Raw genomic sequence first — 19,748 nt, forward strand, 5'->3', positions numbered from 1 at the left:
AGACCGAAGCCGTGGCACGACCACCACAGGGACAGATGCATCCCGGACGGCAGCTAGCCGTGCTCGGCGGAATCTTCGTCGTCCTGTACCTGCTGGTTTTCTTCACGGGCGGTGCGAGCGGCAGCTTCACCGACCGTCTGCACCCCAAGCTCGGTCTCGACCTGGTGGGTGGCACGCAGGCCACGTACATCGCGTCGGTGCAGGGCGGTCAGGTGCCGTCGAAGGAGAGCATGGAGCAGGCCCGCGAGATCATCGACCAGCGCGTCAACGCGCTGGGCGTCTCCGAGGCCGAGGTCGTCATCCAGGGTGACCGCAACATCGTGGTCTCGCTCGCGGGCAAGGCCGACGACCAGCTCAAGGACCTGTCGCAGGCCGCCCAGATGCGGTTCCGCCTGCTGATCGGCACGACCGGTGACGTCTCCTCGGTCGCGCTGAACCCGCCGTCGGCGCAGCCCAGCGGCGCGGCCTCGTCGGGCAGCGCCCCGGCCTCGGCTCCGGCCGCCCCGGGCGGCAGCGCGCCCGCCGCCACCAGCAGCCCGTCGTCGGGCGGCCAGGGCGGTGGCGAGGTGGCCAAGGCCCCGACGCCGACCCCGACCCCGAGCGCGCCGGCCCCGTCGGCCTCCGCCCCCGCGGAGGCGCCGGTCTCGGCCGAGCAGCAGGCGCAGCGCGCCGACGTGGAGAAGAAGGTGGGCGCGGCCGCGTGGGCCGCGGCCGAGAAGCTGACCGCCCCGGTCGACCTGAGCAGCAACCCCGAGGCGGGCAAGCCGTTCGCGCCCTTCGCCAAGCTGACCGGCCCCGAGGTCGGCGTGCTGCCGGCGAAGATGCAGTTCAACGTGCCGACGATCAGCTGCAAGCAGCTCGACGACCGGCCCAACGGCACGATCGACGACGTCAAGTCCGAGGCCGCCGTCTGCTACCAGAGCGCCAAGGTGCTGCTGGACAAGGCCGAGGTCGTCGGGGACGACATCTCCAAGGCCAGCCCGCAGATCGAGCAGCAGTCGGGCCAGTGGGTCGTCTCGCTCGACTTCAAGAGCGAGGGTTCGGCCAAGTGGGCCGCGCTCACCCGCAAGGCGTACGAGGCCACCCAGAGCGACCCGTGCTTCGTGGCCGCCCAGTCGCTCTACGGCCAGGTCGACCACTGCGCCGTGGCCGTGGTGCTCGACAAGACCGTGGTCTCGGCCCCGCAGATCCAGGGCGTGCTCAGCGGCACCTCGCAGATCACCGGCCAGTTCAACTCGTCGTCGGCGAAGCAGCTGGCCGACCAGCTCAACTTCGGCGCGCTGCCGGTCACGTTCACCTCGGGCCCGGCCCAGACCGTCTCGGCCACCCTGGGCATCCAGCAGCTGCAGGCCGGTCTGCTGGCCGCCGCGATCGGCATGGGCCTGGTCGCGATCTACGCGTTCTTCTACTACCGCCTGCTCGGCTCCGTGATCTTCCTGAGCTTGATCATCTCGGGTCTGCTCACCTTCGGCGCGCTGGTCGTGCTGGGCCGGTCGATGGGCTTCACCCTGACCCTGGCCGGCATCGCCGGTTTCATCGTCTCGCTGGGTGTCGCGGCCGACTCGTTCGTCATCTACTTCGAGAGACTCAAGGACGAGATCCACGAGGGCCGAAGTCCGCGCAGTGCGGTGCCCCGAGCCTGGGTCCGCGCCCGGCGTACGATCATCTCGGCCAACGCGATCACGATCCTGGCCGCGGTCGTGCTCTACATCGTCTCGGTCGGCGCGGTGCAGGGCTTCGCCTTCGCGCTGGGTCTGTCGACGGTTCTGGACCTGCTCGTGGTGTTCCTCTTCCGTCACCCGATCATGACGATGTTCGCGAGCACCAAGGCGTTCCTGTCGCCGCGGGTCAGCGGTCTCGGCCGTGTCCTGCGCCGCGCTTCGACCGACCCCAAGGAGGCCTGACATGGCCCGCGAAGGTCTCGCCGCCCGCTTGTACGCGGGTGAGGCAAACGTCAACATCATCGGCAAGCGGAAGATCTGGTTCGCGATCGCCGCGGCGCTGGTGCTGCTCTCGATCGGCAGTTTCGCGATCAACCGGTTCCACCTGGGCATCGAGTTCGCCGGTGGCACGTCGTTCAGCGTGCCGGCCAAGGTCGGCGACGACCGGACCCTGACCCAGGCCGAGGCGTCCGAGGCCGTCGAGCGGGCGATCCAGTCGGTCGACCCGGCGGCCGAGATCGGCGCCGCCCAGCAGGTCGGTCTGACCGGCGGCGACCAGCGGTTCACGGTCCGCGCGTCGGCGATGACCGCGCAGCAGGCCGAGGCGGCCAAGGCGGCCCTGGTCGAGGACCTGGGCGTGCCGGCTGGGGAGATCAGCGACGACCAGGTGTCGGCCGCCTGGGGTGGTCAGGTGACCCGGCAGGCCATGCTCGGCCTGGTCATCTTCCTCGTGCTGGTGATGGTCTATCTGATCGTCCGGTTCGAGTGGCGGATGGCCGTCGCGGCGATCTCGTCGCTGCTGCTCGACCTGATCGTCACCGCGGGCATCTACTCGCTCGTCGGGTTCGAGGTCACGCCGTCCACGGTGATCGGCTTCCTGACGATTCTGGGTTATTCGCTGTACGACGTGGTGGTGGTGTTCGACAAGGTGCAGGAGAACACCCGCGGCATCACGGCGGGCAGCACGCGCACCTACAGCGAGGCCGCCAACCTGGCGGTCAACCAGACCCTGATGCGCTCGATCAACACCGGTCTGGTGGCGCTGCTGCCGGTCGGTGGTCTGCTCTTCATCGGGGCCGGCCTGCTCGGCGCGGGCACGCTGAAGGACCTCGGCCTGGTGCTGTTCGTCGGTATGGGCCTGGGCGTGCTCTTCTCGATCATGTTCGCGGCGCCCGTGCTGACCGTGCTCAAAGAGCGCGAGCCCAAGATCAAGGCGCACACCGCCCGGGTGCTGGCCCGGCGGGCCGCGGCCCGCTCGGGCGACGTGGCCCCGCGCGCCGAGCGCTCGGGCCGCAACGCCAACGCCACCGACTCGGACGAGGAAGCCCCGGCGCTCGCGTCGGCCGCCCCGCGGCCCGGTTCGCGGCCCACGGGCAAGCGCAACACCAACCGGGGCGGACGTCCCGGTGGCGCCGGGCCCCGGCCCAGCGGGGGCAACAAGCGGCGCTAGACGTACGTAACTGATCAGTGGGGGCGGCCGCCATGCGGCCGCCCCCACTGTCGTTAGGCTGGCCCGGTGAGCGATGAGATCCCCCGCGCCACCGGCGACAGTGGCCGCGACCTGGCCGCCGTCGTGCTCGGCGGCACGATCGACGTGCCGGATTTCCCCAAGCCGGGCGTCGTCTTCAAGGACCTGATGCCGCTGTTCGCCGACGGGCGGGCGTTCCACGAGGTGATCGACGGCATCGTCGCCCACTACGGGCCCGAGTCGTTCGACGTGGTGGCCGGTGTCGAGGCCCGCGGCTTCGTCGTGGCGGCCGCGATCGCGTATGCGACGGGGGTGGGCGTCGTGCCGGTGCGCAAGGCGGGCAAGCTGCCGCGGCAGGCCCTGTCGGCGTCGTACGAGCTCGAATACGGCGAGGCCACCCTCGAGGTGCACGAGGACGCTTTCATCGCCGGTCAGCGCGTGCTGGTGGTCGATGACGTGCTGGCCACCGGGGGCACCGCGGGGGCCGCGCTCGAGCTGGTGGAGCGGGCGGGGGGCACGGTCGTGGGTTTCACCGTGCTGATGGAACTGGCCTTCCTGAAGGGCCGCGAGCGTCTCAGTCCCCGCACGGTCCATGCGCTGCTGACCGTTTGATGGCTCTTTGCCCGGTCGGACCCGCTCTTTCGGAGGTTCGGCCGGGCCATCCGGGAAGAGTGTGCGGGTAGGATGGCGTTCCTAACCAGGTGACCAACCCTGGCATTGGCGGACTTCCCCGGCCGGCGACGATCGGTGAGGTCCCGAGCGATGGTGTGAGGAGGCCGGTGTCCAGCGACGTCGTCCCTCCGGCGGAGGGCACGGTGCAGCCGACCGAGGACTCACAAAACGGCGCGGGCGCTGCGGTGCCCGCCGACGAGGCACGGCCGGCCGAGGTCTCCGACCCCGATGTCACCCAGCCGATGCCGCCTGCCGACAGTTCGGCTGGTGGTTTCGGGCTGGCCAGCGCGCCGACCGGCCGCCGGGTGCGAGCCCGCCTGGCCCGGTTCAACGCGCCGTGGCAGAGCACCCAGGTCAGTGAGGTTCTCGAACCACTGATCGCCACCCACCGGGCGAGCCACCCCAAGGCCGACGGCCGCATGCTTCAGCGTGCGTTCGACGTCGCCGCGCGGTGGCACTCGGGTCAGTACCGGAAATCCGGCGACCCCTACATCACGCATCCGCTCGCCGTGGCGACGATCCTGGCCAACCTCGGCATGGACACGACCACCCTGGTAGCGGCTCTCCTGCACGACACCATCGAGGACACCGACTACTCGCTCGAGTCGATGCGCAGCGACTTCGGCCCCGAGGTCGCGCTGCTGGTCGACGGTGTCACCAAGCTCGACCGGGTCAAGCTGGGCGACGCGGCCAAGGCCGAGACCATCCGCAAGATGGTGGTCGCGATGGCCAAGGACCCGCGCGTCCTGGTCATCAAGCTGGCCGACCGGCTGCACAACATGCGCACCCTGACCTTCCTGCCCCGCCCCAAGCAGGAGCAGAAGGCCAAGGAGACGCTCGAGATCCTGGCGCCGCTGGCCCACCGCCTCGGCATGAACACGATCAAGTGGGAGCTCGAGGACCTCGCGTTCGGCACCCTGTTCCCGAAGCGGTTCGAGGAGATCAACCGCCTCATCGGGGAGCACCAGCCGCAGCGTGAGGCGCTGCTGCGCCAGGTGACGAACAGGGTCAGCCTCGACCTCAAGTCGGCGAAGATCAAGGCCGAGACGACCGGCCGCCCCAAGCACCTCTACTCGATCTACCAAAAGATGATCGTGCGGGGCCGCGACTTCAACGACATCTACGACCTCGTCGGCGTCCGCATCCTGGTCGACACGGTTCGGGACTGCTACGCCGCGCTCGGAGTCATCCACGCGAACTGGCAGCCCGTGCCGGGCCGGTTCAAGGACTACATCGCGATGCCGAAGTTCAACATGTACCAGTCGTTGCACACGACGGTCATCGGCCCCACCGGCAAGCCGGTCGAGATGCAGATCCGTACGTTCGCGATGCACCGCACGGCCGAGTTCGGCATCGCCGCGCACTGGAAGTACAAGGAGCAGAAGGGCGCGACGATCGTCGGCCCGCCGGCCCACATCGACGAGATGACCTGGCTGCGGCAGCTGCTCGACTGGCAGCGCGAGGCGAGCGACCCGTCGGAGTTCCTCGACGCCCTGCGCTTCGACCTGTCGAGCCAGGAGGTGTACGTCTTCACCCCCAAGGGCGACGTCATCCCGCTGCCGACGGGTTCCACGCCTGTCGACTTCGCGTACGCGGTGCACACCGAGGTCGGGCACAAGTGCATCGGGGCCCGGGTCAACGGCAAGCTGGTGCCGCTCGAGTCGACGCTGTCCAACGGCGACGTCATCGAGATCTTCACGTCGAAGTCGTCAAACGCCGGCCCCACGCAGGACTGGCTGGGCTTCGTCAAGAGCCCGCGCGCCCGCACGAAGATCCGGCAGTACTTCAACAAGGAGCGCCGCGAGGAAGCGATCGAGGTCGGCAAGGAGGCGATCGTCAAGGCGATGCGCAAGCAGGGCCTGCCCCTGCAGCGCATGCTGACGAACGAGAACCTCACGACCATCGCGCGTGACCTGCACCTGCCCGACGTCGCCTCGCTCTACGCGGCGATCGGGGAGAACACCGTGTCGGCCCAGTCGGTCGTGCAGAAACTGGTCGCCGGTTTCGGTGGCGAGGAGGGCGCGGTCGAGGACATCGCCGAGACCGCCGTCGCGACCCGGCCGCCGCGCAACCGCAGCACGGCGCAGGACCCGGGCGTGGTCGTCAAGGGTGTCAGCGACGTGTGGGTCAAACTGGCCCGCTGCTGCACCCCGGTGCCCGGCGACGCGGTGTTCGGCTTCGTCACGCGCTCGGGCGGCGTCAGCGTCCACCGGGAGGACTGCGCCAACGCCGAGGACCTGCGCGACCAGGTGGAGCGTGTGGTCGAGGTGACCTGGAAGCCGACCAGCGCGTCGACATTCCTGGTGGCCATCCAGGTCGAGGCGCTCGACCGGCACAAGCTGCTGGCCGACGTCACCCGGGTCCTCTCGGAGGAGCGGGTCAACATCCTGTCGGCCACGGTCACCACCACCCGCGACCGGGTGGCCGTCAGCCGGTTCACGTTTGAGATGGCCGATCCCAAGCACCTGGGCCACCTGGTGGCCGCCGTGCGCAAGGTCGACGGCGTCTTCGACGCCTACCGCGTCACCTCAGGAGCATGAAAAAGCGGGGCCTCCGATCGGAGGCCCCGCTCTGAAAAACCCTGTTACGCGGCGGCCATCGTCAGCGTCTTGATGGTGACCTCCTTCTTCGGGTGGCCACCCCCCGCCGACTGCGCGAACGCGCCGTCGTCACCGGCTTTGACGACGCCCTTGATGATGTCGAGGCCCTCGGTGATCGTGCCGAGCAGCGTGTAGTTCGCCGGCAGTTGCGTGTCCTCCGAGACGATGAAGAACTGGCTGCCCGTGCTGTTGGGCTGGCCCGTGTTGGCCATCGCGAGCGACCCCGCCGGGTACGGCTTCTGGGTGTCGGTCGGCAGGTTCTCCTCGCCCATGGTGTAGCTCGGGCCGCCCTGACCGTCGGTCTCGCGCCAGCCCTTGCCGGTCGCGAACGGGTCGCCGCACTGCAGCACCTTGAAGGTCGCTTCGTTGACCAGACGGTGGCACTTCGAGTTGTCCCAGAACTTCTTGCCCGCCAGGAACTCGAAGCTGGCCGCGGTGCACGGCACCTTGCTCTTGTCGACGCTGGCCTTGATGACACCCAGGTTGGTGTCCATGGTCAGCACGTCCTTGCCGGTGTTGGGCACGTTGGCGGGCGGGGTGCCGCCGACGTCCTTGACCTTGCCGCCGCCGCCCTGGTCGGGTGTCCACGTGCAGGCGACCTGGCCCGCGGGCACGGTGCTCGCAGCCGTCTTGTCGGCCGGCTTGTCGTCGTCACCGAGCGCGGTCACGATCCACACCGCCGCTCCCGCGATCAGCACGACGGCGATCGCGGAACCGATGATGGCCTGCTTCTGCCGGCGCTTGCGAGCGGCCGCGGAGCGCTCGGCCATCTCCTTCTCGAGCCGGGCCCGCGCCGCCGCGCGCTGCCGGTCCTTGATCGACGACACGGTGTTCCTCCTGCTGAATATGTCGGCCTGGGGGATTTCCTAGGACTGGGTGCTCGCCGACGGGGCTGCGGACGCTGGAGCGTCGCCGACGGTCAGGGTCTTGATCGTGATCTTCTGGGTGGGCCGGACCTTCTCGCCGGCGTCGTTGTTCGACGTCGGGATCTTGGCGATCTTGTCGAGTGTGGCCTGCCCGCCGGTCACCTTGCCCACGATCGAATACTCCGGGGTGGGCGGGCTGTAGTCCTTGAAGAAGATCAGGAACTGGCTGCCGTTGGTGCCGGGCGGATCGCCGATCAGCGCCACGGTGCCCTTCGGGTAGAGCGGCGTCTTCGCGCCCGCGTCCGGGGCGGGCGACGCGCTGGGCTCCGGAGCGGTCGGCACGTTCTCGTTGTAGATGCTGTACGTCGGGCCGCCGAGACCGGTGCCGCTCGGGTCGCCGCAGCGCAGAGCCCCGTACGAGGTGATCTCGTGGCAGTCCGTGTTGTCGTAGAACTTCTTGCTCGCCAGGTACGTGATGTCGGCCGTGCCGCACGGCGCGAGCTCGCTGTCCAGGCCCACCACGATCGGCGCACCCTGGCTGGTGGTGACCGTCATGGTCTGCGTGCCCAGCGTCGGGATGTCCTTGGTCGGGGGCGTGCCCACGTCCTTGAGGTTCGAGTTGGTGCTCGCGTTCTGCGGGGTCCAGAGACAGATGTCCTGATCGGCCGCGTCGGTCGAAGGCTCGTCGGAGTCGAACGCCCCACCGATCCACGCCACGCCGGCCACGATGAGCAGGACCGCGACACCGGCGCCGACACCGGCCAGCAATCGGCGCTTGCGGCGCTCCTGAACAGCCCGTCGTGCCATTTGCCGATCGAGCTTCGCGCGCGCCAGCTTGCGCTGCCGGTCCCTGCTTGATGCCACCGAACGCTTTCCTCTCGTACGACCCATGTCACACGCCCGCAAGAGTGTACGGGTACCTCCTGAGAAAGTGGTGTGCGCCCGCCGGGCTAGGCTCGTTACGATTCGCTACTGTTTTTTCTGCTCGCTTCTCCAGAGAGGCCCGTTGTGCTCGTCACCGGCGTGGAGGCCCAGGCTTTCGGCACCAATTGCTATGTGGTGGCCGCCGGCCCGGGGGAGCAATGCCTGATCGTCGATCCCGGCATCGGTGTGCTCGACCGGCTCGACGAGGTCCTCGCCGAGCACCGCCTGAGCCCGGCCGCCGTGCTGCTCACCCACGGCCACCTCGACCACACCTTCTCGGTCGCGCCGGTCTGCGGCGCCCGCGGCATCACGGCGTACGTGCACCCGGCCGACCTCGAGATGCTGGCCGACCCGGCCAAGGGCCTGAGCATGGACCTCACGCAGCTGTTCGGCGGCCGCCTGCCGTACTCGGAGCCGGAGGACGTGGCCGAGCTGACCGACGGCGCGACGCTCACGCTGGCCGGCCTCGAAGTGACCGTCGACCATGCGCCCGGCCATACCGGCGGGTCGGTGCTCTTCCGGCTGCCCGGCACGGGCTCGGAGTTCGAGGCGGAACAGGTCTGCCTCTCCGGGGACGTGCTGTTCGCCGGGTCGATCGGACGCACCGACCTGCCGGGCGGCAGCACCGAGACGATGATGACCAGCCTGCGGGAAAAGATCCTGCCGCTGGCCGACGACACCGTCGTCCTGCCCGGCCACGGACCGGCCACCACCATCGGCCGCGAGCGCGCCCAGAATCCGTACCTGCGGGAACTGGTCGCCGCGCCGCGCCGCGGACTCTAAGCCTTTTTTGAGGAGACTCTGAGCAATGCCCATTTCCGGTTTTCCCGAATGGATGCCGCCCCAGCGCATGATCGAGCAGCGTCTTCTCGATCGCATTCGCACCACATTCGAGCTGTACGGCTTCGCCCCGTTGGAAACTCGCTCGGTGGAGCCGCTCGACACGTTGCTGAGCAAGGGTGAGACCTCGAAGGAGGTCTATCTGCTGCGCCGTCTGCAGGCCGACGAGAACGCCAAGGACGACGACTCCCTCGGCCTGCACTTCGACCTGACCGTGCCGTTCGCCCGGTTCGTGGTGGAGAACGCGGGCAAGCTGCAGTTCCCGTTCCGGCGCTACCAGATCCAGAAGGTGTGGCGCGGCGAACGCCCGCAGGAGGGTCGCTACCGCGAGTTCCTGCAGGCCGACATCGACGTGGTGGCCCGCGGCGAGCTGCCGTTCCACTACGACACCGAGATGCCGCTGGTGATCGGGGACGCGCTCGGCGGCCTGCCCATCCCGCGCGTGCGCATCCAGGTCAACAACCGCAAGGTCTGCGAGGGCTTCTACCGTGGGCTCGGACTCGAGGACACGGCCCAGGTTCTCCGTACGGTGGACAAGCTCGACAAAATCGGCCCGGCCCGCGTGGCCGACGCGCTGATCGAGACGGCCGGCGCCACCCGGGCCCAGGCCGACGCGTGCCTCGAACTGGCCGCGATCACGGCCGAGGACGGCTCGTTCGCCGACGCCGTCCGCAAACTGGGCGTCACCGACCCGCTGCTCGACGAGGGTCTCGACGAACTGCTGCGCGTCGTCGAAACCGCCCGCGAGCACGCCCCGGGCCTGGTCGTGGCCGAGCTGAAGATCGCCCGCGGCCTCGACTACTACACCGGCACGGTCTACGAGACCCAGCTCGAAGGCTACGAGCGGTTCGGTTCGGTCACCTCCGGTGGCCGGTACGACAGCCTGGCCTCCACCGGCAAGGAGACGTTCCCCGGCGTCGGCATCTCGATCGGTGTCACCCGGATCCTCGGCCTGCTGTTCGGGCACAACGCGCTGAACGTGTCGCGCTCGGTGCCGACCTGCGTGCTGGTCGCCGTGCCGGCCGAGGAGCAGCGCACGACGTGCGACCGGGTCGCGGCCGCCCTGCGCAAACGGGGCATCCCCACCGAGGTCGCGCCGACCGCGGCCAAGTTCGGCAAACAGATCCAGTACGCCGACCGGCGCGGCATTCCGTATGTGTGGTTCCCGGGCGAGCCGGACACGGTCAAAGACATCCGCTCCGGGGCACAGGTCGAAGCCGACGCCGCCGCCTGGCAGCCGCCCTCCGGCGACCTGCACCCCGTCATCGCGGGCTAGCCACCCGCCTGCCTCGGTGTGGTCGTGGCAGCGGCCCGGTCCCCACAGAACACGGTGACCAGGAACGTCGCCGCGGCCACGCTGATCGGGTGCGGCTCGTCCGGCCGCGGTCGCGCAGCTCGGCAGCGGTACCCTTACCTACGGTGCCGTAAGTTACGCCACCGTAGGGAGTGATCGTCATGCCGCTGGACCAGACCGCCCTGCTGATCGAACTCGAACCCGTCGTGGCGACCAACCTCGACCGGCACCTGACGCTGGCCAAAGAATGGTTCCCGCACGAATACGTGCCGTGGAGCGAGGGGCGCACCTTCGACGGGCTGCTGGGCGGCGAGGCCTACTCCCCGGACGACTCGAAACTGCCCGACGTGGCGCGGACCGCGCTGATCGTGAACCTGCTGACCGAGGACAACCTGCCCTCCTACCACCACGAGATCGCGACCCTGTTCGGGCGGGACGGGGCCTGGGGGACATGGGTGCATCGGTGGACGGCCGAAGAGGGCCGGCACGGAATCGCCTTGCGTGACTATCTGACGGTGACGCGGGCGGTGGACCCGGTCGAACTCGAACGGGCGCGGATGACGCACATGTCCGCCGGGTATTCCAACGACCATCCGGAAGAGATGCTGCACTCGCTGGCGTACGTGGCTTTCCAGGAACTGGCTACGCGTATCTCGCACCGGAACACGGGCAAGGCGACGGGGGATCCGATCGCCGAGCAGTTGCTGGCCCGGGTGGCGGCGGACGAGAACCTGCACATGGTCTTCTACCGCAACCTGCTGTCGGCTGCGTTCGATCTGGACCCCAACGCGGCCATGCGTGCGGTGACCGATGTGGTTTCGTCGTTCCAGATGCCAGGGGCCAACATCGAGGGGTTCGGCCGTAAGGCTCTGTCTATCGCTTTGGCCGGGATCTATGACCTGCGGCAGCATCGGGATGAGGTCCTGCAGCCTGTTCTGCGGCAGTGGGACGTGTTCTCCCGCACCGATCTGAGTGCCGACGGGGCTGCTGCTCGGGATGAGTTGGCCGATCACATGGCTTCTCTCGAGGTGCAGGCGGCTCGGTTCGAGGAGAAGCGTGAAGCCCGTCGGGTGCGGTTGGCTCGCTGATCGGGTTCCCTCGTTTCGCCCGGCCTGAGCGCGGCACCTAGGCGCCGGGCAGGGGGAACACCATGCAACTGGACATCGCCTGAGCAACGAGCCGCCCGGATGAATCGGTGAGGCGGGCCTCCGCCAGCGCAGTACGCCGCCCGGACTGAAGGACAGTGCCGACACAGGTGAGACGTCCCGAAGAGAGCGTCACCGCCCGCAAGAACTTCACGTTCAGATCGAGCGACGTATATCCGACGCCGGCCGGCAGGGTCGAATGGACCGAGCAGGCGGCCGCGGTGTCGAGGAGCGTGGAGATGACGCCCCCGTGCATGGTGCCCAGAGGGTTGTAGTGGAACTCCTGGGGATCGAGCAGGAGGGTCACCGACCCCGGGGCGACGGACATCGACGCGAGGTCGATCAGGGACATGATCGGCGGGGCCGGGACCGAACCCGCGGCCATGGCCTGCAGGAGCTCCAGCCCCGAACTCCGGCCGATCATCGCCGCGTGCACCGAGGGGTCGGTCCAGCTGAACGTGCGGGTGCGGGGCTGAGTCTGGGTCATGGACGCAGCCTGGCACTCGCTTGCTGGGTCTGTCCAGTGGACTTAGGGTTCTGTCATGAGTTCCACAACCACTCCTGAGGCGCTCAACTGGTCGATCGACAACTGCACGATCGGCCGGGCCATGGAGGTTCTCGGCGAGAAGTGGACCCTGGTCGTGTTGCGGGAGGTGTTCGCGGGCGTCAGGCGTTTCGACGACATGCGGGTGCGCACCGGCATCCCCCGGCAGGTGCTCACCAACCGGCTGGCCATGCTCGTCGGCAACGACGTGTTGCACCGCGTGCCGTATCAGGTGCCGGGCGCCCGCGCCCGCCACGAGTATCGGCTCACCGCCAAGGGCTTCGACCTTTATCCCGTGCTGGTTGCCGTGGCCGCCTGGGGTGATCGCTACCTGGCCGGCCCGGAGGGTCCGCCGCTGGTGTTCACGCACCGCGACTGCGGCGCACGGGTCGGGGCCACCCTCACGTGCGGGCATGATCATGAGCTGGCCGACGTACGGGAAGTGTTGCCCGAGCCGGGGCCGGGCGCGCGCCGTCGATAGATTCCCGGGGTGGATTCACCCTGGGCGCCGTTGCGGGGCCGCGTCTTCCGGATGTTGTGGGTCGCGGTGCTGGCAGGCAACGTCGGCACGTGGATGCAGACGGTCGGCGCGCAGTGGCTGGTCGTGCAGGAGCCGGACGCGGCCACCTGGACCAGTCTCGTGCAGACCGTGACGATGCTGCCCGTCCTGCTGCTGGCCCTGCCGGCCGGGGCGATCGCCGACGTGCTCGACCGCCGCCGTCTGCTGCTGGTGGTGCAGGTCGTGCTGTTCCTCGTCGGTGGCGTGCTCACGGCGCTGACCGTGCTCGATCTGATGCCGCCGCCCCTGCTGCTCCTTTTCACTTTCCTGCTCGGCGTGGGGCAGGCCCTCACGTTGCCCACCTGGCAGGCCGTCATCCCCGAGGTCGTGTCGCGCGACGAGCTGCCCGCCGCGTCCGCTCTGGGCGCCGTCAACACCAACGTGGCCCGGTCCGCCGGTCCGGCCGTCGCGGGTCTGCTGGTCGCTCATGTCGGGCCGGCCGCCGTTTTCGGTCTCAATGCCTTCTCGTACGGGGTCTTCGCCCTCGCTCTGCTGTTCTGGCGTCGCCGGCCGCGCCGCGGGCCGAGCCATCCGGAGCGGTTCGGGCCCGCCGTCCGCGCCGGGGGCCGCTTCGTCCGGTACTCGCCCGACGTGCGCCGCCTGCTGATCCGCGTGGTCCTGTTCGTGGTGCCGGGCAGTGTCGTCTGGGGTCTGCTGCCCGTCGTCGCGCGCCGCGAGCTGGGCCTGGGCGCCGGCGGGTACGGCGGGTTGCTGGCCGCGCTGGGGGTGGGGGCGATCGCGGGGGCGCTGCTGATGCCCCGCGTCCGCCGGGCGTTGTCGGCGAACCGGCTGATCGTGCTGGCCGGGCTGGGTTACGCCGCGGCCTTGCTGGTCGTCGCGCTGGTGCCGGACGAGTTCGCGGTCACCGCCGTGCTGGTGCCGGCCGGGGCGGGCTGGATGTGCCTGGTGTCGCGGATGAACGCGAGCCTGCAACTGCTGCTGCCGAACTGGGTCCGCGCCCGCGGTTTCGGGATCTATCAGGTCGTCTTCGCGGGGGCGCAGGCGCTGGGGGCGCTGCTGTGGGGGCAGGTGGCCGAGGCGTTCGGGCTGCCCGCGACTTTTGTGGCGGCCGCGGTGGTCATGCTGCTGGGCACGGCGACCGTGCCGTGGCTGCCGGTGCACGAGCACGACGACGCCGACCGCAGTCCCGCGGTGTTCTGGGCCGAGCCGCACATCATGCTCGAACCCCACCGTGACGACGGGCCCGTGCTGGTCACCGCGACCTATCGCGTACGGGAGGAGCAGGCCGGCGGTTTTGTCGAGGCGATGGACGCCGTCCGGCTGACGCGATTGCGGACGGGGGCGACGCGTTGGGGCCTGTTCCGCGACGGCGAGGACCCGGTGCGTTTCGTCGAGGTCTACCAGGTGCCGACGTGGGAGGACCATCTGCGCCAGCACGAGGGCCGCCTGACCGGCAGCGACGAGCAGGCCGAGAAGCGGGCGGTCGCGCTGGCCGAGGGCCCGGCCGAAGTGACCCACCTGCTGCCCACCGACAAAGACGATTAGTGAGATGTTTCGTATTTGTTCCGTTTAACCTCAGAGGTGGCCGACTGAGGGGGTGGCGAGGCGTCATGAAGATCGAACGCCTGCGTCACCTGCGCGGGCCCAACGTCTATCTCTCCCGCCCGGCGGTGGTCGCACGGTTGCGCCTGGGCGAGCTGACCGGCGTCGAGACCTCCGACGTGACCGGGTTCGCCGAGCGGCTGCTGCGGGTCCTGCCGGGGCTGGCCGAGCACCACTGCGCGGCCGGGGCGCCGGGCGGGTTCGTCAGCCGGCTGCGCGGCGGCACCTACTTCGGGCACGTCAGCGAGCACGTGTGTCTCGAGCTGTCGCAGCTGATCGGGCGGGACGTGAGCTTCGGCCGCACGGTGTCGGCGGGGGAACCCGGCCGTTACGACCTGATCATCGAGTGCCCGGTCGACGAGTCCCCGGACTCCCGGTTGCCCCGCGATCTGCTGCAGGCCGCGGTGGACCTGGTGCTTTCGGTGATTGCCGGCCGTACGGAGAAACCGGTTCTGGACGACCTCGCGGCACGCGCGGAACGGGAGGCGGCCGGCCCCAGCACCCGCTCGATCATCGCGGCGGCGCGGCGGCGGGGCATCCCGGTCGAACGCTACGACGACCTGAGCCTGCTCCGCCTGGGCTGGGGCAACCGCCGACGGCTGGCCTGGGCCGCGATGACCGACCGGACCAGCGGCGTGGGCATCGACATCGCCGGTGACAAACAGGTGACCCGGCGGCTGCTCACCGAGGCGGGCGTGCCCATGCCCACCGGCGGCGCCGCCCGTACGGTCCCGGACGCACTGGCCTGGCTCGACCGGCTCGGCGGCCCGGTGGTGGTGAAACCCCGGCAGGGACATCAGGGCCGGCACGTGGCCCTGCAGCTGAGCACGCCCGAGCAGGTCGAGCGGGCGTTCCGGGCGGCCGGCGCCGACGTGATCGTCGAGCGGCAACTGGCCGGCCGCGACTACCGCGTTCTGGTGGTGGCGGGCGAGGTCGTCGCGGCCGCGGAACGGATCGCCGCGCACGTCGTCGGCGACGGCCGCGGCACCGTCGGCGAGCTGGTGGAGCGGGTCAACGCCGACCCCCGCCGCGGTCCCGGGCACTCGCGGGTGCTGACCCGGGTAACCCTCGAGCCCGCGCTGCTGGACCGGCAGGGGCTCACCGAGCGGAGCGTGCCCGCGGCCGGGCAGCGGGTGTGGCTGGCCGACACCGGCAACCTGTCCACCGGCGGCACCAGCCTCGACGTCACCGACGACGTGCATCCCGAGGTGGCCCGGCTGTGCCTGCGGGTCACCGCGCTGCTCGGGCTCGACATCGCCGGCATCGATCTGCGGCTGCCCGGCATCGGTGAGCCGCTGCCGCCGGTCGAGATCGGCGCCGACGTCACGGCCGGGGTGATCGAGGTCAACGCCGTGCCCGGGTTGCGCATGCACCTGGCCCCGGCGCGCGGCCGCGCCCGCGACGTGGGCGACGCCATCGTGCGGGCGATGTTCCCGGCCGGCTCGGACGGGCGGATCCCGGCGGTCGCGATCACCGGCACGAACGGCAAGACGACAGTGGCCCGGATGACCGCGCACCTGCTGGCCGACACCGGGCTGCGGGTGGGCCTGACGACCACCGACGACGTCCGGATCGGCGGGCGCGTGGTCTTCCGGGCCGATGCCACCGGGCCGAGGTCGGCGCAGATGGTGCTGGGCGACCCGGGTGTGCAGGCCGCGGTGCTGGAGACGGCGCGGGGCGGGCTGCTCAACCGGGGGCTGGGCTACGACTGGACCGACGTGGGGGTGCTCACCAACATCACCGCCGACCACCTGGGGCAGGACGGACTGGCCACCATCGAGGATCTGGCCCACGTCAAGGCGCTGGTGGCCGAGCGGGTGCGTGACGGCGGGACGCTCGTGCTCAACGCCGACGACCCGTGGGTGCGCACGCTGGTGAGCCGGCCGCGGGTGCGCGCCGACCGCAAGCGTGTGGTGTGGTTCGGGCTCGACGCCGGGCAGCCCGTGGTGGTCGAGCATCTAGCGCGAGGCGGCACGGCCTACCTGCTCGAAGACGGGTGGGTGCTGCAGGCGACCGGGGCCCGGCGGACGTCGCTGCTGCGGGTGGCGGAGATCCCCGGCGCGTACGGGGGTGCCGCCCCGCACGTCGTGGCCAACACGCTGGCGGCGATGGCGGCGGCCCGGGCGCTCGGTGCCAGTCAGGACGCGGTGGCGCGGCGGGTGGCCGAGTTCGATCCCGCGGTCGACAACGCGGGCCGCGGCACGCTGTTCCGCCTCGGCGACGTGTCGGTGTTCGTCGACTACGGCCACAACCCGGCGGCGCTGGCGGCGACCCTGCGCACCCTGCACCGGCTCTGGGGCGCGGACCGCTGCGTGGCCGCCCTGACCCTGCCCGGCGACCGGCGCGACGACCTGATCGCCGCGTGCGCCCAGGTGGTGGCGGACGCGGTGACCCGGGTGGTGCTCTACGACGACGAGGAACCCCGCGGCCGTCCGCCCGGGGAGGTGCCGGCGCTGGTCGAGCGCGAGATGCGGGCGCGGCGGCCCAAGCTTTTCTCCGTCCGGGCCGAGGGGTGCCGGGCGGCCGTGACCGAGGCGCTGCGGCTGGCCCGGCCGGGCGACGTCGTCCTGGTCGTCTACGAGAAGCTCGCCCCGGTGCTGGCGCTGCTGTCCGAGCTGGGCGCCGTGGTCGCGGCCGAGGCGCCGCGGGCCCTTCCCGGACGTGCCCCGAGTGCCGTACGGTCGCCAGGTAGATCGCTAATGGGGAACGAGCGCGTTCCGATCCCCGGTTATCACGGTTGATCTTCCATCGGTCGAGGTTGGCACGCAAAATGGTCTGATCGGCTGAGGGAACTGACCGTTCAGGCGGGGTTGCACAGGTAGATCCCTGAACAGTTGTCATCGGGCACGTTTTTCTCGACTTTCGCGTCACATTGCCTTGCGTGACGGCGAGGTGACGACTAGTGGAACCGTCCATGCTGGACACCGGGAAACTTGTGCCAAAAGAAACTTCCGATAAAGCGGGCATAACCGGCCGCATCCGGTTAATGCCCCCGGTTTTCAGTCAGGCATCCGACTTTCGGGTACTGGACGAGAACCCGTCGCGGGTGCGATTCGTTCGGAAACGGACGGTGATGAACCGCAGGTAAGGCCGTATGTGCGCGGGATCGTGAGGGGGCCGATCATCGGCTAGCATCCCTTCCGTCGATGGGGAACGTTCGGCTACAGGGCCGGGCACCCCGACGCCGAGGGGCATGGCGGTGCAACTCGGTGTTTCTTCGAAGCGCGCATGTGGGGGCACATGAGCACGACGGACCTTCCGGGTTCGAGTCTGCTGGCCGGTCGTTATCGACTGGTCGAGCGGCTCGGCGCCGGCGGGATGTCAGTGGTGTGGCGAGGGTTCGACGAAGTCCTCGGGCGCCAGGTCGCGGTGAAGGTTCTGCCACCGTCGACAAGCGCGGATCCGGCGTTCCGGCGCCGACTCCGTGCGGAGGCTCAGGCTGCTGCTCGGCTCAGCCACCCAAACATTACGAATGTCTACGACTACGGCGAGGCGACCACCGTCGACGGTGAGCCCGTGCCGTACGTCGTCATGGAGCTCATCGACGGCGAGTCGCTCGCCGCCGTGCTCGCGCGCGTGCGCAAGCTGCCCTGGCAGCACGCCGTGCGGATAACGGCCGAGGTGGCCGCGGCGCTGGCCGCCGCGCACTCGCGGGGCATCGTGCACCGTGACGTCACCCCGGCCAACGTGATGCTCACCGCGACCGGGGCCAAGGTCGTCGACTTCGGCATCTCCGCCCTGATCGGCGAGAACGACATCGACCCCGACGGCAGCCTGCTCGGCACGCCGGCCTACCTCGCGCCCGAGCGGCTCGAGGGCGGCCAGGTGAGCCCGGCCACCGACGTCTACGCGGTGGGCCTGCTCATCTATCGCACGCTGATCGGTCAGCTGCCGTGGGACGTCGGCACGACGACGGCGCTGCTGCGGGCTCACCAGTACACCGAGCCCGAGCCGCTGCCGCCCGTCGACGGCCTGCCCGACGAGGTCGACGCGCTGGTCGGGCGGTGTCTCGAGAAGCGCCCGGACGACCGGCCGTCGAGCGCCGAGCTGGCCGGCACGCTGGCCGCCCTCGCGCTGGGAGCGCCGGCGACCGCGCGGGGCTACGTTCCCGACTGGTCCGAGGGCGGCGAGGACACCACGATCCTGCCGTCGCCGCAGGCGTACGCCGAGATCCTCGGTGCGGGCGCGGCTCCGGTCTCGCCGGCTGCCGCCCCGGTCTCGCCGGCGTCCGCTCCGGTCTCACCCGCCGCGGCTGCTCCGGCCGCCGCAGCCGGTGCCGCCGCTGCCGGTGCCGCCGCTGCCGGTGCCGCCGCGGCCGCCGCTGAGCCGGTCGCTCCGGCCCGTAACAGCCGCTTCGCCGACCTGCCGTCCGGTCCGGTCTACAACGCCGCTCCGGTGGCGTCGGCGGGTTCGGGCGCGCTGCGCCCGGCGTACGGGAACGACAAGACGCCGTCGGAGCCGGGCCGCACCACCGCGCCGTCCTGGGCCCGCATCTCGCAGACCAAGACGCGCCGCGTGCTCGTGGTGGCCCTCGGTGTGCTGCTGCTGGGCGTGGGGACGTACGGGTGGAGCCTGACCAGCGGCACGGGCGGCACGGGTGGCGCACCCGCTGTCGCCGCGCCGCAGACCGAGCGGTGCGTCGTCAGCTACGCGGTGTGGAGCGACAGGGACAAACGCTTCGTGGCCCAGGTGACCGTGGCCAACCGCAACCAGACGCCGATCAAGGACTGGAACCTCTGGTTCGTGATGCCGGGCGACCAGGTGGTGTCGGGGGCCGGTCAGGTCGCCCTCACACAGGACTCGCCCAAGGGCGGCGCCGTCACGGTCAACTCGGAGCAGCAGATCGGGGCGCTCAAGACTGCCTCGCTGCAGCTGAACGGTCGCTACGCGTCCAGCAACAACCCGCCGATGGCGTTCAAGCTCAACGGCGAGCAGTGCGAGACGTTCGTGTCGGCCAAGCCGGGCGAGCCCTCGCGCTACGTCGAGACGGTCAACGGACAGCAGCGGTTGTCGCCGAATACTTCGTCTCCGATACCGGGTGTCTCGATCGGTGATGACGGCCGGATCATCAACATCACTCCGACCAAGCCGGGCAGTACGACGAAGCCGGGCCCGGGGGTCGTGAATCCGCCGGAAGAGACTCCCTCGGAGACGCCGCCGGCGACCACGCCGCCCGCGACCACGCCGCCCGCGACTACGGAGGCGCCGCCGCCTCCGCCTCCGCCATCGTCTATGCCGCCGCCTCCTCCGGTGACGACGGAGCCTCCGGTCACCACTCAGCGGCCGCCGGACAACCCCGGCGTGGGCACGGAGTGCGACTCGGATGTCCCGGCGGACTGTGAGACGACCCCGTAGCAAGCTGCATCAGGAAAGGCCGGCTCATCCGAGCCGGCCTTTTTCTTGTCCGGCCGACCGCATTGCCGATGGGACCGGTGCGCACGGCCGGGGGCGTCGACGCGGACGCTCGGGACCGGCGCGGGCCCGCGGGCCGGGTGGTGAACCGGTCAACGGCCGAAATCGGACGCGACGCCGCACGCTGCGGAGTTACTGTGAAACCGATGCATCAGGCACTTTCCTCCTTTTCGCCCCGGCGTGGCGGCCGGGCGGGGACC

The 19,748-nt window shown here is 70.2% G+C and carries 14 protein-coding genes; 11 read left to right on the forward strand and 3 right to left on the reverse strand.

Going from position 1 to position 19,748, the window contains the following annotated elements:
- Positions 1 to 35: 35 nt before the first annotated feature.
- The 4 genes from secD to BKA14_RS42075 all read left to right on the forward strand — a co-directional run bounded on the left by secD (position 36) and on the right by BKA14_RS42075 (position 6,341).
- Positions 36 to 1,904: a protein translocase subunit SecD gene (gene secD / locus BKA14_RS42060; RefSeq protein ID WP_184957271.1), complete on the forward strand. Its 1,869-nt coding sequence runs from the start codon at positions 36 to 38 to the stop codon at positions 1,902 to 1,904.
- A 1-nt stretch (position 1,905) separates the two neighbouring features.
- Positions 1,906 to 3,111 carry a protein translocase subunit SecF gene (gene secF / locus BKA14_RS42065; RefSeq protein ID WP_184956289.1) on the forward strand — a complete coding sequence of 402 codons (1,206 nt, stop codon included), beginning with the start codon at positions 1,906 to 1,908 and terminating at the stop codon, positions 3,109 to 3,111.
- 66 nt (positions 3,112 to 3,177) lie between these two features.
- Positions 3,178 to 3,741: an adenine phosphoribosyltransferase gene (locus BKA14_RS42070; RefSeq protein ID WP_184956290.1), complete on the forward strand. Its 564-nt coding sequence runs from the start codon at positions 3,178 to 3,180 to the stop codon at positions 3,739 to 3,741.
- 167 nt (positions 3,742 to 3,908) lie between these two features.
- The gene (locus BKA14_RS42075) at positions 3,909 to 6,341 is read left to right on the forward strand and encodes a RelA/SpoT family protein (RefSeq protein ID WP_184956291.1); all 2,433 of its coding nucleotides are present in this window, start codon (positions 3,909 to 3,911) and stop codon (positions 6,339 to 6,341) included.
- A gap of 44 nt (positions 6,342 to 6,385) precedes the next feature.
- On the opposite strand, the gene BKA14_RS42080 is transcribed toward BKA14_RS42075, so the two are convergent.
- Complete coding sequence (locus BKA14_RS42080; protein ID WP_184956292.1) at positions 6,386 to 7,228, reverse strand: peptidylprolyl isomerase; 843 nt, start codon at positions 7,226 to 7,228, stop codon at positions 6,386 to 6,388.
- Positions 7,229 to 7,267: 39 nt separating this feature from the next.
- Positions 7,268 to 8,131, reverse strand: coding sequence for a peptidylprolyl isomerase (locus tag BKA14_RS42085; RefSeq protein ID WP_184956293.1), 864 nt, complete (start codon positions 8,129 to 8,131; stop codon positions 7,268 to 7,270).
- A gap of 144 nt (positions 8,132 to 8,275) precedes the next feature.
- On the opposite strand from BKA14_RS42085, the gene BKA14_RS42090 reads away from it, so the two are divergent.
- The 3 genes from BKA14_RS42090 (at position 8,276) to BKA14_RS42100 (ending at position 11,413) form a co-directional block, all read left to right on the forward strand.
- Positions 8,276 to 8,974 carry an MBL fold metallo-hydrolase gene (locus tag BKA14_RS42090; protein WP_184956294.1) on the forward strand — a complete coding sequence of 233 codons (699 nt, stop codon included), beginning with the start codon at positions 8,276 to 8,278 and terminating at the stop codon, positions 8,972 to 8,974.
- Positions 8,975 to 8,999: 25 nt separating this feature from the next.
- The gene (gene hisS, locus BKA14_RS42095) at positions 9,000 to 10,307 is read left to right on the forward strand and encodes a histidine--tRNA ligase (protein WP_184956295.1); all 1,308 of its coding nucleotides are present in this window, start codon (positions 9,000 to 9,002) and stop codon (positions 10,305 to 10,307) included.
- 179 nt (positions 10,308 to 10,486) lie between these two features.
- Positions 10,487 to 11,413 carry an acyl-ACP desaturase gene (locus BKA14_RS42100; RefSeq protein ID WP_184956296.1) on the forward strand — a complete coding sequence of 309 codons (927 nt, stop codon included), beginning with the start codon at positions 10,487 to 10,489 and terminating at the stop codon, positions 11,411 to 11,413.
- A 37-nt stretch (positions 11,414 to 11,450) separates the two neighbouring features.
- Here the strand turns inward: BKA14_RS42100 and BKA14_RS42105 are convergent, their stop codons facing one another.
- On the reverse strand, positions 11,451 to 11,957 hold the full coding sequence (locus tag BKA14_RS42105; RefSeq protein ID WP_184956297.1) for a PaaI family thioesterase: 507 nt from the start codon (positions 11,955 to 11,957) through the stop codon (positions 11,451 to 11,453).
- Between the two features lie 55 nt (positions 11,958 to 12,012).
- Between BKA14_RS42105 and BKA14_RS42110 the strand changes: the two genes are divergently transcribed.
- The 4 genes from BKA14_RS42110 to BKA14_RS42125 all read left to right on the forward strand — a co-directional run bounded on the left by BKA14_RS42110 (position 12,013) and on the right by BKA14_RS42125 (position 19,491).
- Complete coding sequence (locus BKA14_RS42110; RefSeq protein WP_184956298.1) at positions 12,013 to 12,495, forward strand: winged helix-turn-helix transcriptional regulator; 483 nt, start codon at positions 12,013 to 12,015, stop codon at positions 12,493 to 12,495.
- A 9-nt stretch (positions 12,496 to 12,504) separates the two neighbouring features.
- On the forward strand, positions 12,505 to 14,079 hold the full coding sequence (locus BKA14_RS42115) for an MFS transporter (RefSeq protein ID WP_184956299.1): 1,575 nt from the start codon (positions 12,505 to 12,507) through the stop codon (positions 14,077 to 14,079).
- 65 nt (positions 14,080 to 14,144) lie between these two features.
- Entirely contained in the window at positions 14,145 to 16,877 is a 2,733-nt protein-coding gene (gene cphA / locus BKA14_RS42120) for a cyanophycin synthetase (RefSeq protein WP_184956300.1), read from the forward strand.
- 499 nt (positions 16,878 to 17,376) lie between these two features.
- Positions 17,377 to 19,491, forward strand: a complete 2,115-nt coding sequence (locus BKA14_RS42125) for a serine/threonine-protein kinase (RefSeq protein ID WP_239092626.1) — start codon at positions 17,377 to 17,379, stop codon at positions 19,489 to 19,491.
- Positions 19,492 to 19,748 lie beyond the last annotated feature (257 nt).

The organism is Paractinoplanes abujensis (genome assembly GCF_014204895.1).
Classification (GTDB): Bacteria; Actinomycetota; Actinomycetes; order Mycobacteriales; family Micromonosporaceae; genus Actinoplanes; species Actinoplanes abujensis.

Excerpts from the sequence above, each read along its gene's own strand:
- BKA14_RS42125 (WP_239092626.1), top strand. The coding sequence starts at position 17,377 with ATGAGCACGACGGACCTTCCGGGTTCGAGTCTGCTGGCCGGTCGTTAT.
- cphA (WP_184956300.1), top strand. The coding sequence starts at position 14,145 with ATGAAGATCGAACGCCTGCGTCACCTGCGCGGGCCCAACGTCTATCTC.
- BKA14_RS42110 (WP_184956298.1), top strand. The coding sequence starts at position 12,013 with ATGAGTTCCACAACCACTCCTGAGGCGCTCAACTGGTCGATCGACAAC.
- secF (WP_184956289.1), top strand. The coding sequence starts at position 1,906 with ATGGCCCGCGAAGGTCTCGCCGCCCGCTTGTACGCGGGTGAGGCAAAC.
- BKA14_RS42105 (WP_184956297.1), bottom strand. The coding sequence starts at position 11,957 with ATGACCCAGACTCAGCCCCGCACCCGCACGTTCAGCTGGACCGACCCC.
- hisS (WP_184956295.1), top strand. The coding sequence starts at position 9,000 with ATGCCCATTTCCGGTTTTCCCGAATGGATGCCGCCCCAGCGCATGATC.
- secD (WP_184957271.1), top strand. The coding sequence starts at position 36 with ATGCATCCCGGACGGCAGCTAGCCGTGCTCGGCGGAATCTTCGTCGTC.
- BKA14_RS42100 (WP_184956296.1), top strand. The coding sequence starts at position 10,487 with ATGCCGCTGGACCAGACCGCCCTGCTGATCGAACTCGAACCCGTCGTG.